General features: G+C 68.0%; 17 protein-coding genes. 12 read left to right on the forward strand and 5 right to left on the reverse strand.

Features of this window, described 5'->3' with window-relative positions; translation table 11 throughout:
* Positions 1 to 12: 12 nt before the first annotated feature.
* Positions 13 to 750, reverse strand: a complete 738-nt coding sequence (locus ACFOPO_RS01535) for a 16S rRNA (uracil(1498)-N(3))-methyltransferase (RefSeq protein ID WP_386700208.1) — start codon at positions 748 to 750, stop codon at positions 13 to 15.
* Positions 741 to 2,144 (reverse strand): adenosylmethionine--8-amino-7-oxononanoate transaminase, encoded by a 1,404-nt coding sequence (gene bioA, locus ACFOPO_RS01540; RefSeq protein WP_386701232.1) that lies wholly within the window; start codon positions 2,142 to 2,144, stop codon positions 741 to 743. The genes ACFOPO_RS01535 and bioA overlap by 10 nt, the downstream gene beginning before the upstream one ends.
* A 95-nt stretch (positions 2,145 to 2,239) precedes the next feature.
* Between bioA and nudE the strand changes: the two genes are divergently transcribed.
* The 3 genes from nudE to mazG are packed head-to-tail and all read left to right on the forward strand — an operon-like array spanning position 2,240 to position 4,403.
* On the forward strand, positions 2,240 to 2,791 hold the full coding sequence (nudE, locus tag ACFOPO_RS01545; protein ID WP_386700209.1) for an ADP compounds hydrolase NudE: 552 nt from the start codon (positions 2,240 to 2,242) through the stop codon (positions 2,789 to 2,791).
* Positions 2,788 to 3,585, forward strand: coding sequence for a 3'(2'),5'-bisphosphate nucleotidase CysQ (gene cysQ, locus ACFOPO_RS01550; protein WP_386700211.1), 798 nt, complete (start codon positions 2,788 to 2,790; stop codon positions 3,583 to 3,585). The genes nudE and cysQ overlap by 4 nt, the downstream gene beginning before the upstream one ends.
* Positions 3,582 to 4,403, forward strand: a complete 822-nt coding sequence (gene mazG, locus ACFOPO_RS01555; RefSeq protein WP_386700213.1) for a nucleoside triphosphate pyrophosphohydrolase — start codon at positions 3,582 to 3,584, stop codon at positions 4,401 to 4,403. Before cysQ ends, mazG begins: the two co-directional genes overlap by 4 nt.
* A 22-nt stretch (positions 4,404 to 4,425) precedes the next feature.
* Here the strand turns inward: mazG and ACFOPO_RS01560 are convergent, their stop codons facing one another.
* Positions 4,426 to 5,073 (reverse strand): M23 family metallopeptidase, encoded by a 648-nt coding sequence (locus ACFOPO_RS01560; RefSeq protein WP_386700215.1) that lies wholly within the window; start codon positions 5,071 to 5,073, stop codon positions 4,426 to 4,428.
* A 310-nt stretch (positions 5,074 to 5,383) separates the two neighbouring features.
* Here ACFOPO_RS01560 and ACFOPO_RS01565 point away from each other — a divergent pair, with 310 nt between their 5' ends.
* Positions 5,384 to 5,686 (forward strand): Mpo1-like protein, encoded by a 303-nt coding sequence (locus ACFOPO_RS01565; protein ID WP_386700217.1) that lies wholly within the window; start codon positions 5,384 to 5,386, stop codon positions 5,684 to 5,686.
* A 19-nt stretch (positions 5,687 to 5,705) separates the two neighbouring features.
* Here ACFOPO_RS01565 and ACFOPO_RS01570 read toward each other — a convergent pair whose 3' ends face one another.
* The gene (locus ACFOPO_RS01570) at positions 5,706 to 6,047 is read right to left on the reverse strand and encodes a DMT family protein (protein WP_386700219.1); all 342 of its coding nucleotides are present in this window, start codon (positions 6,045 to 6,047) and stop codon (positions 5,706 to 5,708) included.
* Between the two features lie 109 nt (positions 6,048 to 6,156).
* Between ACFOPO_RS01570 and ACFOPO_RS01575 the strand changes: the two genes are divergently transcribed.
* The 5 genes from ACFOPO_RS01575 (at position 6,157) to ACFOPO_RS01595 (ending at position 11,792) form a co-directional block, all read left to right on the forward strand.
* Positions 6,157 to 6,873, forward strand: coding sequence for a response regulator transcription factor (locus ACFOPO_RS01575; protein WP_158733290.1), 717 nt, complete (start codon positions 6,157 to 6,159; stop codon positions 6,871 to 6,873).
* A 12-nt stretch (positions 6,874 to 6,885) separates the two neighbouring features.
* Positions 6,886 to 8,157 (forward strand): sensor histidine kinase, encoded by a 1,272-nt coding sequence (locus ACFOPO_RS01580; RefSeq protein ID WP_386700221.1) that lies wholly within the window; start codon positions 6,886 to 6,888, stop codon positions 8,155 to 8,157.
* 109 nt (positions 8,158 to 8,266) lie between these two features.
* Entirely contained in the window at positions 8,267 to 9,835 is a 1,569-nt protein-coding gene (locus ACFOPO_RS01585) for an efflux RND transporter periplasmic adaptor subunit (protein ID WP_386700223.1), read from the forward strand.
* Complete coding sequence (locus tag ACFOPO_RS01590; RefSeq protein ID WP_386700225.1) at positions 9,832 to 10,554, forward strand: ABC transporter ATP-binding protein; 723 nt, start codon at positions 9,832 to 9,834, stop codon at positions 10,552 to 10,554. Before ACFOPO_RS01585 ends, ACFOPO_RS01590 begins: the two co-directional genes overlap by 4 nt.
* Positions 10,551 to 11,792, forward strand: coding sequence for an ABC transporter permease (locus tag ACFOPO_RS01595; RefSeq protein WP_386700227.1), 1,242 nt, complete (start codon positions 10,551 to 10,553; stop codon positions 11,790 to 11,792). The genes ACFOPO_RS01590 and ACFOPO_RS01595 overlap by 4 nt, the downstream gene beginning before the upstream one ends.
* 94 nt (positions 11,793 to 11,886) lie before the next feature.
* Here the strand turns inward: ACFOPO_RS01595 and ACFOPO_RS01600 are convergent, their stop codons facing one another.
* Positions 11,887 to 12,189, reverse strand: a complete 303-nt coding sequence (locus ACFOPO_RS01600; RefSeq protein WP_386700230.1) for a putative quinol monooxygenase — start codon at positions 12,187 to 12,189, stop codon at positions 11,887 to 11,889.
* Between the two features lie 316 nt (positions 12,190 to 12,505).
* Here ACFOPO_RS01600 and ACFOPO_RS01605 point away from each other — a divergent pair, with 316 nt between their 5' ends.
* From ACFOPO_RS01605 to ACFOPO_RS01615, 3 genes are all read left to right on the forward strand, one after another.
* Complete coding sequence (locus tag ACFOPO_RS01605; RefSeq protein ID WP_386700233.1) at positions 12,506 to 12,886, forward strand: diacylglycerol kinase; 381 nt, start codon at positions 12,506 to 12,508, stop codon at positions 12,884 to 12,886.
* Positions 12,887 to 12,964: 78 nt separating this feature from the next.
* Complete coding sequence (locus ACFOPO_RS01610; protein WP_386700235.1) at positions 12,965 to 13,702, forward strand: TerC family protein; 738 nt, start codon at positions 12,965 to 12,967, stop codon at positions 13,700 to 13,702.
* Positions 13,703 to 14,076: 374 nt separating this feature from the next.
* On the forward strand, positions 14,077 to 14,730 hold the full coding sequence (locus ACFOPO_RS01615) for a LemA family protein (protein WP_386700237.1): 654 nt from the start codon (positions 14,077 to 14,079) through the stop codon (positions 14,728 to 14,730).
* Positions 14,731 to 14,812: the final 82 nt, after the last annotated feature.

The following is a 14,812-nucleotide window of genomic DNA, read 5'->3' on the forward strand; positions in this document are numbered from 1 at the left end:
TCATTCCGTCCGCTACTGCAGGTCCCCGAACCGCGCCTGCAACGCCGCAATCGCCGCCAGTCCCGCACTCTCGGTGCGCAGGATGCGTGGCCCCAGGCGCAATCCCAGGAAGCCAGCCGCGCGCAATTGTTCGCGATCCAGCGGCGACCAGCCGCCCTCGGGGCCGATCGCCAGGTACACCGGTTCAGCCAGGTCCACGGACAGGCTGGAGAACGCCAGGTCGCCTTCCGGATCGAGGATCAGGCGCAGGCCGCCGACGGGCAGGGCCGCCAGTGTCGCCTGCAGCGTCACCGGCGCGGTCACGGCCGGCACCGCGGCGCGCCCGCTCTGCTCGCACGCCGACGACACCACGCTGCGCCAGTGCGCCAGGCGCTTCTCCGCGCGCGTTTCGTCCAGCTTGACCTCGCTGCGCTGCGACCACAGCGGATGGAACGCGGCGGCGCCCAGTTCGGTCGCCTTCTGCAGGATCAGGTCCATCTTCTCGCCGCGTGCAACGCCCTGCAGCAGCACCAGCCGTAGCGGCGATTCGCGCAGCACCGGGCTGGCGGCATCGACCGCCACCCGCAGTTCGCGTTTGCCCAGGGCGACGATTCGGGCCGCGTAGTCGTGGCCGTCGCCGTTGAACAGCACGCAGGCATCGCCCACGCCCAGGCGCAGCACGCGACCCAGGTGGGCGGCCGCACTTTCGGGCAGGACGACTTCGCGGCCGGCCGCCAGCGGCTGGTCGACGTGGACGCGGGTCAGGCGCATGCGGTGGCCTCGTCGATGGCGGCACGGGTGGTGTCGGCGAGCAGCTGCAGGGCTTCCTCGTCGACGCAGTAGGGCGGCAGCCAGTACAGCACATCGCCAAGCGGACGCAGCAGCACGCCGCGATCGAGCGCCGCCCGATAGGCGCGCAAACCAACCCGCAGCGCAGGATCGAAGCTGGCGCGGCGGTCACCGTCGGGCGTCAGCTCGAAGGCGACGATCATGCCCGCCTGGCGGACATCGGCGACGTGGCGATGCGCCGCCAGCGGCGCCGCCAGCGTGGCCATGCGCGCGGCGGTGTCGCCATTGCGGTCGAGGATGTCGTCGCTGGCGAAGATGTCGAGGCTGGCCAGCGCCGCGGCGCATGCCAGCGGGTTGCCGGTGTAACTGTGCGAGTGCAGGAAGGCCTTCTCGCGCGAGTCGTCGAGGAAACCGTCGTAGATGGCCTGCGTTGCCAGCACGGCCGCCAGCGGCAGTGCGCCGCCGGTCAGGCCCTTGGACAGGCACAGCAGGTCCGGCTGCACGCCGCTTTGCTCGCTGGCGAACAGCGTGCCGGTGCGACCGAAGCCGACGGCGATCTCGTCGCAGATCAGGAACACGCCGTGCGCATCGCACAGCTCGCGCACCAGCTTCAGGTACAGCGGGTCGTGCATGCGCATGCCGCCGGCGCACTGCACGCGCGGCTCGAGGATCAGGGCGCAGACTTCGTTGCCATGGCGTTCGAGCAGTTTGCGCAGTTCGTTCGCGGCGCCGCGCGCGCGATCGGCCGGGGTCTCGCCGGGTTCGCACAGGTAGGCATCGGGCGACGGAGCGAACAGCGCTTCCGCCAGCAGCGGCGCATAGACGCGCCGATACAGCGGGATGTCGCCGACAGCGAGCGCGCCCAGCGTCTCGCCGTGGTAGCCGTTGTCGATCGCGATGAACTTGGTGCGGCCGTCGATGCCGCGATTGCGGAACCAGTGGAAGGCCATCTTCAGCGCGACCTCGACGCCGGCCGAACCGTTGTCGGCGTAGAAGACCTTGCTCAGCGGTTCACGGCCGGCCTCGCGTGGCGCGATGGCGAGCAGGCGTTCGGCCAGCTCGACCGCGGGCGCGTGCGAGCACCCGGCCAGGATCACGTGCTCGAGCGTCATCGCCTGCTGCGCGATGGCAGCGGCGATGCGTGGCTCGGCATGGCCGAACAGGTTGGTCCACCAGCTGCTGATCGCGTCCAGATAGCGGCGGCCGTCGCGGCCCACCAGCCAGGCGCCTTCGCCGCGTTCGATCGGCAACAGCGGCAGGGTGCCGGGGTGCTCGCGCATCTGCGTGCACGGGTGCCACAGCACCGCCAGGTCGCGGGCGCGCCAGCGCTCGGCGTCAGCTTCGCCACCTGCCCGGACACCGGCCTCTGCTAGCATCTGCGGATCGTGAGTGTTCTTCTGCATCCCACCATTATCCTGCCTGGCGGCGCGCGGTGCAGCGCAGCGGCCGGGGCCTGCCATGGAACCAGGCCATGAGCCGTCGGCTGCCCACCATCCACAGCATCACCGAGCATGACGCCGGGCCGTACCGGCTCGAACGCCTCGATCTCGAATTCGCCAACGGCGAGCGCCGCAACTACGAGCGCCTGCACGGACGCGGCCACGGCGCCGTGGTGGTGGTGCCCTTGCTCGATGACGACACCGTGCTGCTGGTGCGCGAATACGCCGCCGGCATGCACCGCTACGAGCTGGGCCTGGTCAAGGGCCGGATCGATGCCGGCGAGACCCCGGAGCAGGCCGCCGACCGCGAACTCAAGGAGGAGGCCGGCTACGGCGCGCGCTCGCTGCAGGTGTTGCGCTCGCTGACCTTGGCGCCGACCTACATGAGCCACCAGGCGCACCTGGTGCTGGCGCGCGACCTGTATCCGGAACGGCTGCCAGGCGACGAGCCCGAAGAGCTCGAAGTGGTGCCGTGGAAGCTCGACGACCTGCACCAGCTGATCCTGCGCGAGGACTTCTCCGAAGGCCGCAGCATCGCCGCCCTTTTCATCGCCCGCGAGTGGCTGAGGACGCACCAGACATGATCCCCCTTGAGCTGCGCGAAGGCGTGATCGCGCTGGCGCACGATGCCGCCGCCGCGATCCTGGGCATCTACGACAGCGATTTCGCCGTGCAGCACAAGGACGACGATTCGCCGCTGACCGCGGCCGACCTGGCCGCGCACCGCTGCATCGTCGACGGCCTGGCGCGGCTGACGCCGGACATCCCGGTGCTGTCGGAGGAATCCGCGCACGAAGTGTCGAGCGCACAGCGCCGGCAGTGGCAGCGCTCGTGGATGGTCGATCCGCTCGACGGCACCCGCGAGTTCGTCAAGCGCAACGGCGAGTTCACCGTCAACATCGCCCTGATCGAAGACGGCGTGGCCGTGTTCGGCGTGGTGCAGGCGCCGGTGACCGGCGTGCTCTGGCACGGCGGCGCCACGCTCGGGGCCTTCCGCCGCGAAGGCAGCCATGAGCAAGCGGTGCGCACGCGTGCACCGGCCACGTCGCCGCTGCGCGTCGCGGCGAGCCGTTCGCACCGCGACACCCGAACCGAGGCATTCATCGCCCGCATGGGCCCGGTCGAGCCGCTCGGGCTGGGATCGTCGTTGAAGTTCTGCTCCCTCGCCGACGGCCGGCTCGACGTCTATCCGCGCTTCGGTCCCACCAGCGAGTGGGACACTGCCGCGGGCCAGTGCGTGCTCGAAGGCGCAGGCGGCGTGGTGCTCGATCCGCAGGGGCGCCCGTTCCGCTACAACCAGCGCGAAGCCATCCTCAACGGCGACTTCATCGCCCTGGGCGATCCCGCGCTGCCGTGGCGGCAATGGCTGGGGGAATGACCGCGATGTCCAGCATCGACCGTCTGCTCGACATCATGGCGCGCCTGCGCGACCCGCAAACGGGTTGCCCGTGGGACGTGCAGCAGGATTTCGCCAGCATCGCGCCGTACACGATCGAGGAAGCCTACGAAGTGGCCGACGCCATCGACCGAGGCGACCTGGACGACCTCAAGGACGAGCTGGGTGACCTGCTGCTGCAGGTGGTGTTCCATGCGCGCATGGCGCAGGAGCAGGGTGCGTTCGAATTCGCCGACGTGGTCGCCGCGATCAGCGACAAGATGGTGCGCAGGCATCCGCATGTGTTTGCCGACGCCGCAGTCGAGGACGCCGAGGCACAGACGGTCGCGTGGGAAGAACACAAGCGCCGCGAACGCGAGGACAGCGGCCAGGAAGACCGTTCCGCGCTCGCCGGCATCGCCCGTGGCCTGCCGGAATGGCAGCGCGCAGTGAAGCTGCAGAAGCGCGCCGCGCGGGTCGGCTTCGACTGGCCCGACGTCACGCCGGTGATCGCCAAGCTGCACGAAGAGATCGAGGAAGTGCGCGCCGAATTCGCCGCGCTCGATGCCGACCCGGAGGATGCCGCCGCACGCGACCGGCTCGAGGACGAGATCGGCGATGTGCTGTTCGTCTGCGCCAACCTGGCGCGCCATGCACAGGTCGACGTCGGTGCCGCGATGCGCCGGGCCAACCTGAAATTCGAGCGTCGCTTCCGCGCGATGGAGGCCATGGCGCAAGCCGATGGCACCGGACTGGCCGGCCAATCGCTGGAGGCGCAGGACCGCTATTGGGACCGTGCAAAGGCGGCGGAAAAGTCCTGACGGTGCACGCAGCGCCGGTTCGTCACAGTCCTGCAAGGTAGTCGCGCGGATCCACGCGCACGCCGTCATGGCGGACCTCGAAGTGCAGGTGCGGGCCGGACGAACGACCGGTCGATCCCACCAGCGCGATCGGCTGGCCGGCCAGGATCGGCTCGCCGGTGTGCACCAGCAATTGCTTGTTGTGCGCGTAGAGCGTGCTGCAGCCGTTGCCGTGGTCGATCAGGATCAGGTTGCCGTAGTCCTTGCTGAAAGCCGCCCGCGCGACGACCCCGTCGGCCGACGCGTGCACCGCCGTGCCGGGAGGCGCGGCAAAGTCGATGCCGTTGTGGAAGGCCGAGCGCCGGCGCAGTGGATGGACGCGCATCCCGAAGTCCGAGGTCACCCGGATTGCATCGAGCGGCAGGCGCATCGAGTCGTCGTGCAACGGCGCGGACGCGAAGGCATCGCTGGATTCCTGCGGGATCGGCCCGGGCTGCGGCAGGGCCACCACGATGGTGCCGGCGTCCGCCAGCATCACCGGCAGGTGCGATGCAGCGGGGCTGTCCTGCGCCGCCAGCGCGATCACCACCGCGGCGCCGGCCAGGTGCAGGCTGGACCGCCATCCCGAGCGGAGCTGGCGGACGCTGGAACGTGCGAATGAAGGAAGCGGGCGAGGTCGGCGATGCAGCATGCAGGAAGTCCGGGGCTGGCACCTTCCAATGGCGCGCACGCAACCACACTGGCCGGACGACGAAGACCAGGAGCGGCGTCTTGAACGAAGGAGGCGCGGCAGCGGCGCCACTAGGAAATATCTGGACGTTTGGTCCGGGCGCCATTGTCCGCATGGCCCGCGCGCAGACCATCAGAATCGTCCCAAAACGGGAGTCGCCGGCAAGCGCGCCGCTTGCTCCACCGCCGACGCAGGTGCACGATCAGCCCCGGACCGGCCGCGCTCGGGGTAGCCGCGATGCGGTCCACATAGGGACATTGGGAGGAACAACGTGCCGCGTTTTGCCAGCTTCCGCGAGTTCTATCCGTACTACCTGAGCGAGCACAGCCATCGCACCAGCCGGCGCCTGCATTTCATCGGCAGCTGCGGGGTGCTGGCGCTGCTCGTGCTGGCCATCGTCGAACGCAACGGTTGGCTGCTGCTGGCCGCACTGGTGTGCGGCTACGGTTTCGCCTGGGTCGGGCACTTCTTCTTCGAGAAGAATCGCCCGGCCACGTTCCGGCACCCGTTCTATTCGTTCGTCGGCGACTGGGTGATGTTCAAGGACATCCTCAGCGGCAAGATCCCGTTCTGAGGCACGAGGTCGCGGAGCATCAGTCGAGGAAAATCAGCCAGGCCGCCACGGCGATCAGCGCGAATCCGGCCCAGTGGTTCCACTTGAGCGGCTCGCCCAGGTACCAGGCGGAGAAGCCGGCGAACACCAGCAGGGTGATCACTTCCTGCATGCCCTTGAGCTGGGGCGCCGAGTAGACGGCGCTGCCAAGGCGGTTGGCGGGGACCATCAGGCAGTACTCGAAGAAGGCGATGCCCCAGCTGACCATGATCGCCATGATCAACGGGGTGGACTTGTACTTCAGGTGCCCGTACCAGGCAAAGGTCATGAACAGGTTGGATCCCAGCAGGAGCAGGATCGGGTAGAGGCGTTCAACGGGCATGGGAAAATTTCGCCATAGGGACTTTGTTCAGCTTAAGCACAGGACCTTCACGAAACATCCACACTCGCAAAGGCAGCCTTCACAAAGCTGAAGGGTTGGAGGGGTTTGCATGCAGGGTACCGGCACAAGGGACGGCGGTCTGGTCCTGATCGTGGAGGACAACCGCAACATCTCGGAGATGGTCGGCGAGTATCTGGAGGGCCGTGGCTTCGAGGTGGACTATGCCAGCGACGGCCTTGATGGCTACCGTCTGGCGACCGAAAACAATTATGACGTGGTCGTACTGGACCTCATGTTGCCACGCATGGACGGCGTGGAGTTGTGCAAGAAGCTGCGCGAGGAAGCGCGCAAGTCGACGCCGGTGCTGATGCTGACGGCGCGCGACACGCTCGACGAGAAGCTCACCGGACTGGGGGCGGGTGCCGACGACTACCTGACCAAGCCGTTCGCGATCCAGGAACTGGAAGCGCGCCTGCGGGCGTTGATCCGGCGCGAACGTCGACAGGTCGGTGGCGAGGTCCTCAAGGTGGCCGACCTCGTGCTCGATCCGGCCAGCCTGCGGGTGACGCGTGGCGGCAGCGAACTGCAACTCTCGCCGATCGGCCTGCGCCTGCTGACCATCCTCATGCGCGAATCGCCGCGCGTGGTCAGCCGCCAGGAGATCGAACGCGAGATCTGGGGCAACGGCCTTCCCGATTCGGACACCTTGCGCAGCCATCTGTACAACCTGCGCAAGACCATCGACAAGCCGTTCGACAAGCAGTTGCTGCATACGGTGCAAAGTGCCGGCTACCGCGTCGCCGACATCTCGCAGCCGCCCGAGTAACGCGGCAGCGCCATGCGGCACGGACTTCCGCGCAAGATCAAGTTTGCGTTCATAACGCAGGCCTTGATCGGCAGCATCGTGATCACGGTGGGCATCCTGCTCGCCGGCGTGATCGTGCGCCAGGAAGTCATCGAGCAGCGCGTGCGGCAGGAAGCGCAGGCCTTCTGGAAAGCCTACGCGGCCGATCACAACCACCGCTTGCCGAGCAGCTCGACGATGTCGGGCTACGTGGTGATCCCGGGCGTGGCCAGTCCGAACCTGCCGGCCGAGCTGCAGGGGCTGGGCCCGGGCGTGCAGCGGCTGCCCGACAGCCGCAGCCTGGTCTATGTCGACCGTCGTCCGCAGGGCACGCTGTACCTGGTGTTCTCGGCGTGGATGGCCGACCAGTCGGTGCTGATGACCGGGCTGGTCTCGCTGCTGCTGTCGCTGCTCACCAGCGGCGTGCTGATCTGGCTGACCTACCGCACCTCCAAGCGACTGGTCACGCCGGTGAGCTGGCTGGCGAACCAGGTTGCGCATTGGGATCCGCGCGACCCCGACGCCAGCGCGATCGCGCCGGCGCGATTGCCGGCCGACGCCAGCGACGAAGTGCGCAAACTGTCGAAGGCGCTGACCGGGCTGTCCGAGCGCGTCGGCGATTTCGTCCGCCGCGAACGCAACTTCACCCGCGATGCCAGCCATGAACTGCGCACGCCGTTGACCGTCATCCGCGTCGCCACAGACCTGATGCTGGCCGATCCGGAGACCAGCCCGCGCGCGCAGCGTTCGCTGGCGCGCGTGCAGCAGGCCGGCCGCGACATGGAGTCGGTGATCGAAGCGTTCCTGATCCTTGCCCGCGAAGCCGACGTGGCGCCTCAGAGCGAGGAGTTCGAAGTGCGCGACATCGTCGCCAGCGAAGTCGAGCGGATCCGGCCGATGCTGGCCGGGCGGCCCGTGGAGCTGCTGTTCCAGGACGAGGGCGGTCCGCGCCTGGTCGCGCCGCCGCACGTGCTGCGGGTGATGGTCGGCAACCTGCTGAGCAACGCGGTGCGCTTCACCGGCAGCGGCCAGATCGAAGTGCGGGTGATGCCAGATCGCGTGGTGATCCGCGACAGCGGCATCGGCATGTCGCCGGAGGTGCTGGCCAAGGCCTTCGATCCGTTCTTCCGTGCCGAGTTTGCCGAAAGCGACGGCAAAGGCATGGGCCTGTCGATCGTGCGCCGGCTCGGCGAGCGGTTCGGGTGGCCGGTGAGCCTGGCCAGCGAGCCGGGGCTGGGCACGACAGCGGTGATCCGGTTCCAGTAACTTGATGACAGCGGGCGTGATGACAGCGTTCTGAACCATTGCGCCCTGATGTTGTCAACGCAACGCCGCTCCAGGCGTTGGTGCCGGCATAACCCACGAATCGAGCCAAATGAGCGCAGCCCGCAAGTCCGTCCAGCCGCCGTCCCGCAAGCCAAACGTATGGATCCGTCGCGGCATCGCCGCTGCCGTCGTGCTCGCGCTCGCGGGCGGTGGCTACTGGTACGTCCACAAGCGTGATGCCGAAGCCGCCACCGGCGCGTATCGCACCGCGCCGGTCGAGCGCGGCGACATCCGCGTCGCCATCTCCTCCACCGGCACGCTCAGCGCGATATCCACCGTCACCGTCGGCAGCCAGATCTCCGGCCAGGTGACCGACGTGCTGGTCGACTTCAACGACCAGGTCAAGCGCGGGCAGGTGATCGCCCGCATCGACCCCAAGACCTACCAGGCGCAGATCGCCCAGGGCAATGCGCAGATCGCCAATGCGCGCGCGGCGCTGTCGCAGGCGCAGGCGTCGCTGGTCAATGCCGAACTCGATTACCGCCGCAAGGCCGACCTCGGCGCGCGCCAACTCGTCGCGCGCAGCGATGTCGACCTCGCCCGGGCCGCGCTCGACCAGGCGCGCGCGCAGGTCAATGCGGCGCAGGCGTCGATCCAGCAGCAGGCCGCGGCCACCGAAACCACCCAGGTCAATCTCGACCGCACCGTGATCCGCTCGCCGGTCGACGGCGTCGTGCTGACGCGCAGTATCGAGCCCGGCCAGACCGTGGCGGCGAGCCTGCAGGCACCGGAGCTGTTCAAGATCGCCGAGGACCTGGCGAAGATGAAGATCGAACTGGCCGTCGACGAAGCCGACATCGGCCAGGTCCGCACCGGCCAGGGCGTGTCGTTCACGGTCGACGCCTTCCCCGATCGCCAGTTCCGCGGCACCGTCGAACAGGTGCGCCTGTCGGCGACAACGACCAATAACGTCGTCACCTATCCGGTCGTGGTCACCGTCGACAACAGCGACGGCACGCTGCTGCCGGGCCTGACCGTCAATGCCGAGATCGAAGTCAGCCGCCGCGACAATGTGCTGAAGGTGTCCAACGCGGCGCTGCGCTTCAAGCCCGCCGATGACGCTGCCGGTGCCACGGCCGCGGCGCCGCAGGCGGGCCGCCAGGGCGGCGGCAGCGGTGTCATCGATGACCTCACCCGCACGGCGGCCACGCTCGGCCTCAATGCCTCGCAACAGGCGGCGTTCGATGCCGCCGTGGCGTCGGTGCGCGAGCGCCAGGCCGCGCGCCAGGCGCAGGCAGCGCAGGCCGGTGGCGGCAATCGCCTGTTCGGTGGCGGTGGCGGCGGCCGTGGTCCCGGCGGCGGTGGCCCGGTCGTGGTCGGCGCCGGCAGCGGCGCGGGCAACATGCAGGCGCAGATGCGCCAGCGCATGGCCGACCGCTTCCGCGAGGACTTCGCCGAATTCCGCAGTGGCCTCGACGACGCGCAGAAGGCTAAGTGGGACGGTGCCCTGTCGGCGCTGCTCAATGCCATGCGCGCGCCGCTGTACCGCCTGACCGCCGGCAAGCCGGAAATGCTGATGGTGCGCATCGGCGCCAGCGACGGCAGCAGCACCGAGGTGTCGGGCGGCGGCCTCAAGCAGGGCGACCTGATCGTCACCGGCGAGCGTGCGCAGCAATGAGCACCGCTGCCGCCATTCCGGCCGACCCTGCGCCGGCGGTGATCCTCACCCGTGGCCTGTGCAAGACCTATTCGGCGCACACCGAGGCCGAGGTGCATGCCCTGCGCGATGTCGACCTGCGCATCGATCGCGGCGAGTTCGTCGCGATCATGGGCCCCTCGGGTTCGGGCAAGTCGACGCTGATGAACCTGATCGGCTGCCTCGACACGCCCACGGCCGGCAGCTATCACTGCGACGGTGTCGACGTCTCGACGCTCGATCCCGAGGAGCTGGCGATCCTGCGCCGCGACAAGATTGGTTTTGTCTTCCAGGGCTTCAACCTGCTGCCGCGGATGAGCGCGCTGGAGAACGTCGCGATGCCGCTGGGCTACGCACAGGTGCCGCCGCACGAGCGCCTGGAGCGCGCCCGCCAGGTGCTGGTCTCGGTCGGGTTGGGCGAACGCGTCGGCCATCGCCCCAGTGAGCTGTCCGGTGGCCAGCAGCAGCGCGTGGCGATCGCGCGCGCGCTGATCAACCAACCGCCGATCCTGCTCGCCGACGAACCCACCGGCGCGCTCGACAGCAAGACCGGCGAGGAGATCCTGGCGTTGTTCAAGCGCCTGCGCGACGACAACCACACCGTGGTGCTGATCACACACGACGCCGAAGTCGCCGCCCATGCCGACCGCATCTACGTCATGCGCGATGGCGAGCTGCATCCGCAGGAGGGCGCGGCATGAACTTCTCCGACATCCTGCGCACCGCCATTTATGCATTGCGCGGCAACTGGATGCGCAGTGCGCTGACTTCGCTGGGCGTGATCATCGGCATTGCCGCCGTGATCGTGATGGTGTCGGTGGGGCAGGGCACCCAGGCCGAGATCGACAAGATGGTGTCGGGCCTGGGTTCGCAGCGCCTGGACATCAGCTCCGGTGCCGGTCGCGGCCCGGGCGGCGGCGGTGCGCGCATGAGTGCGTCGAGCTTCTTCACCCTCAACGAGGGCGACGTCGAGGCGATCCGCAGCGAGATCCCGGAAGTGCAGTTCGTGGCAGGCGCTCTGCGCGGCAGCACCCAGGTGGTGTACGCGGAGAACAACGCATCGACCAGCTGGCAGGGCGTGCAGCCGGACTTCTTCGACATCAATGGCTGGGTCATCGACAACGGCGACGGCTTCGACGCGCAGGACTACACCAGCGCCGGCAAGGTGGTGATCCTCGGCGAGACGGTGCGGCGCACGCTGTTCGGTGACGACAGCGGCGTCGGCCAGACCATCCGCCTGGGACGCGTGCCGTTCACCGTGGTCGCCACGCTCAAGCCCAAGGGCCAGGGCGGTTTTGGCCAGGACCAGGACGACGTGGTGATGGTGCCGCTGCAGACCGCGCGTCGCCGTCTGATGGGTGCGATGGGCCTGCCCGCCGGTGCGGTCACGCAGATCGCGCTGACCGTGGCCGATGCCAAGGACCTCAGCTACGCCCAGGGCGAAGTGGAGGCGTTGCTGCGCCAGCGCCACCGCATCAAGCCCGGCGACGATGACGACTTCAACGTGCGCAACATTTCCGAGATCGTCGCCACGCGCACGGCGACGACGCGGCTGATGTCGCTGCTGCTGGGCGCGGTGGCGACGATCTCGCTGATCGTCGGCGGCATCGGCATCATGAACATCATGCTGGTGTCGGTGACCGAGCGCATCCGCGAGATCGGCCTGCGCATGGCGGTCGGCGCGGGGCCGTCGGACGTGCGCCGGCAGTTCCTCGCCGAGGCGATGCTGATCTCGCTGATCGGCGGCGCGCTGGGGATCGCGATCGGCATCGTCGGGGCATTGCTGGTCGGCAAGTTCGGATCGCTGCCGGTGGCGTTGAACGGCCAGGTGATCGCGCTGGCGGCGAGCTTCTCGATCATGACCGGGCTGTTCTTCGGCTATTACCCGGCGCGCAAGGCGTCGCAGCTGGATCCGATCGAGGCGCTGCGGCAGCAGTAGGGCCGGGCCCGTCATCCCGGCGTACGCCGGGACCCATTTGGCAGTTGCGACGATCAAGATGGATCCCGGCGTACGCCGGGATGACGACCAGGAGTCAGTGCGGCAGCTTGCTGGCCAGCAGGTCGACGCGGTCGATCTGCGGCGGCTGCGACAGCAGCTCGTCGGCGCGCGCCATCAGCGCGGCTGCGATCGGCCCGTCCAGGTGCGCCTGGCGGCCGGCCTCGCTGTCGAAGGTGTCGTAGATGCCGAAACTGCTCGGGCCGAAGCGCAGGGCGAACCAGGTGCGGGTCGCCGGTTCGGCTTCCGCCAGCGGCAGGGCGCTGCGAAGGAACTGTTCGAGCTGGTCTTCCATGCCGGGTTTGGCCTCTAGCCGTGCCAGCAGAGCGCAGCGGGACATGGCGTGTACCTCCGGACGGGCAGAGCGGATCAGCCTAGGGCGCCGCACGCTAACGGCACGCGAAAAACACGCTACGCCGGGCGCGCCGGCGGGCCGTTCATGCGGCTGCGGGGCAGGGGCGCGGGGCTTGTGGCAAAATCGGCCCCCTGCCGCGGCCCCCGGTCGCGTCTTCACATCCCTTCCAGACACCCTTTCCTGACATCCTTCCATGTCGATCTTCGAGCAGTCCCAGCACTTGTGCGAGCCGCCGGAGTGCCGTCAGGGTGGCGCGGGTGCGCCGGTCGTTGTTTTCCGTCCGGCAACCTGAGCAACCGACATGGCTGATGAATTCGGGCACATGCCGCGCGGCCCGGCGCGGGTATTGAAGGCTGCCAGGTGGTCGATGCAGGGGCTGCGCGCGGCGTGGCTGCACGAGTCGTCGTTCCGCCTCGAGGTGTACCTGTTCGTGGTGCTGGCGCCGCTGGGCTGGTGGCTGGGGCAGACCGCAGTGGAGCGCGTGCTGCTGATTGGTTCGATGCTGCTGGTGCTGAGCATCGAGTTGCTCAACTCGGCGGTGGAGGCGGTGATCGAGCGGTACGGTCCCGAGTTCCACGAGCTGGCCGGCCGGGCCAAGGACATGGGTTCGGCGGCGGTGTTCGTGCTGATGATGAACGTGGTGCTGATCTGGGGTGCGATCGTCGTGCCCCGCCTGTGGTGACCGGCCCGGCATGAACCGGACGTTCGCCGCCCGCATCCAAGACAAGAATCCCAAAAGCCCTAGTGCAGGAAACCGCAAGTGATTGTTGAGCTGCTGACCGATCCGCAGGTGTGGATCACCCTCGTTACCTTGAGCGCCATCGAGATCGTGCTCGGTATCGACAACCTCGTCTTCATTTCGATCGCGGTCAGCAAGCTGCCTTACACGCAGCGCGAGAAGGCGCGCAAGTTCGGCATTGCGGTGGCGTGCATCACGCGTATCGCGCTGTTGTTGACGCTGGCCTGGCTGGCCGGGCTGACCTCGGACCTGTTCTCGGTCTTTGGCCAGGGCATTTCGGTGCGCGACCTGGTGTTGATCCTCGGCGGTGCCTTCCTGCTGGTGAAGGGCACGATGGAGATCAAGGACCTGGTCGTAGGCGAGGGCGAGGCGGAGGACATCCACACCAAGCCGGTGGCGTCGTTCATGGGGGTCATCGCGCAGATCGCGGTCATCGACATCGTGTTCTCGCTGGACTCGGTCATCGCTGCGGTCGGCATGGCCAACCACACGCCGGTGATGGTGGCGGCGATCCTGCTGGCGGTCGGTGTGATGCTGCTGGCGTCCAAGCCGCTGGGCAATTTCATCGACCACAATCCGACCATCAAGATGCTGGCGCTGGCGTTCATCGTGCTGGTCGGTGTGTATCTGATTGCCGACGGTTTCGAGATGCATATCCCGAAGGGGTACATCTACGGCGCCATGGGCTTCTCGGCGCTGGTCGAGTGCCTGAACCTCTGGGCGAAGCGGCGCGCGCAGCGTCGACTGCAACCGGAGTAACGCTTCTGCTGGCGTGATGCAGGTAGTCGGCTGCGGTGGGGCGTCGTCCGCCGGGCCGGGGATTGCTCCGCCCCGCGGACGACATCCTGTCTTTACGCGGGACGCGGGACATCCATGTCCCGCTGCTCCGCAATCCCCGACCCGTCGGACGACGCTTCGGCAATTCATTGCCCGGTCTTCGGCTTTTGCCGTCATCCCCGCGCAGGCGGGGACCCAGTGTCGTTGCTCCTTTGACCGTCATTCCCGCGAAGGCGGGAATCCATGGACGTCGCTTGGGCCGTCTGGTTACGCGTTCGTTATTTCCGCGTCCGGTTTGCATGCCGCCCCCGTAGATGCTGCAATGCCGGCCATCGTCACGGAAGGAGTCGCGCGTCATGACCCGGTTTGTCCAAGCGTTCGTGCTGGTCCTTATGGCCGCGATGCTCAGCGGCTGCGGCTACAACACCATCCAGGCCAAGGATGAGTCGGTGAAGGCCGCCTGGTCGCAGGTGCTCAATGTCTACAAGCGCCGCGCCGACCTGGTGCCCAACCTCGTCGCGACCGTGAAGGGCTATGCCAGCCATGAGCAGCAGGTGCTGACCCAGGTCACGAACGCGCGCGCGAAGGTCGGCAGCATCAATGTCAACGCGGACGATCCGGCGTCGCTGGCGCAGTTCCAGCAGGCGCAGGGTGAACTGCAGGGTGCGCTAAACCGCCTGCTGGTGGTCAGCGAGAACTATCCGCAGCTCAAGGCCGACCAGAACTTCCTGCAACTGCAGGCGCAGCTGGAAGGCACCGAGAACCGCATCACCGTCGAGCGCCAGCGTTACATCGGCACGGTGCAGGACTACAACACCTACATCCGCCAGTTCCCGACCAACCTCACCGCGATGATGTTCGGCTACAAGCCCAAGCCGAACTTCACGGTCGAGAACGAGGCGCAGATCCAGGAAGCGCCGAAGGTCGAATTCGGCGAGCCGGCGCAGCAGCCACAACAGCAGCAACCGCAGCAGCAACCGCAGCAGCAGCCGGCACCGGCCAACGGCTGAGCCTGGCGTGAGGCGTAGCGGAGCATTGCCGTGAACTGGGGGCGCATCAGGGCGTCGGTCGCGATCTTCGCGGCCGCGTTGC

The sequence above is a fragment of the Lysobacter sp. GCM10012299 genome (assembly GCF_042649405.1).
Taxonomy (GTDB): Bacteria; Pseudomonadota; Gammaproteobacteria; order Xanthomonadales; family Xanthomonadaceae; genus Lysobacter_J.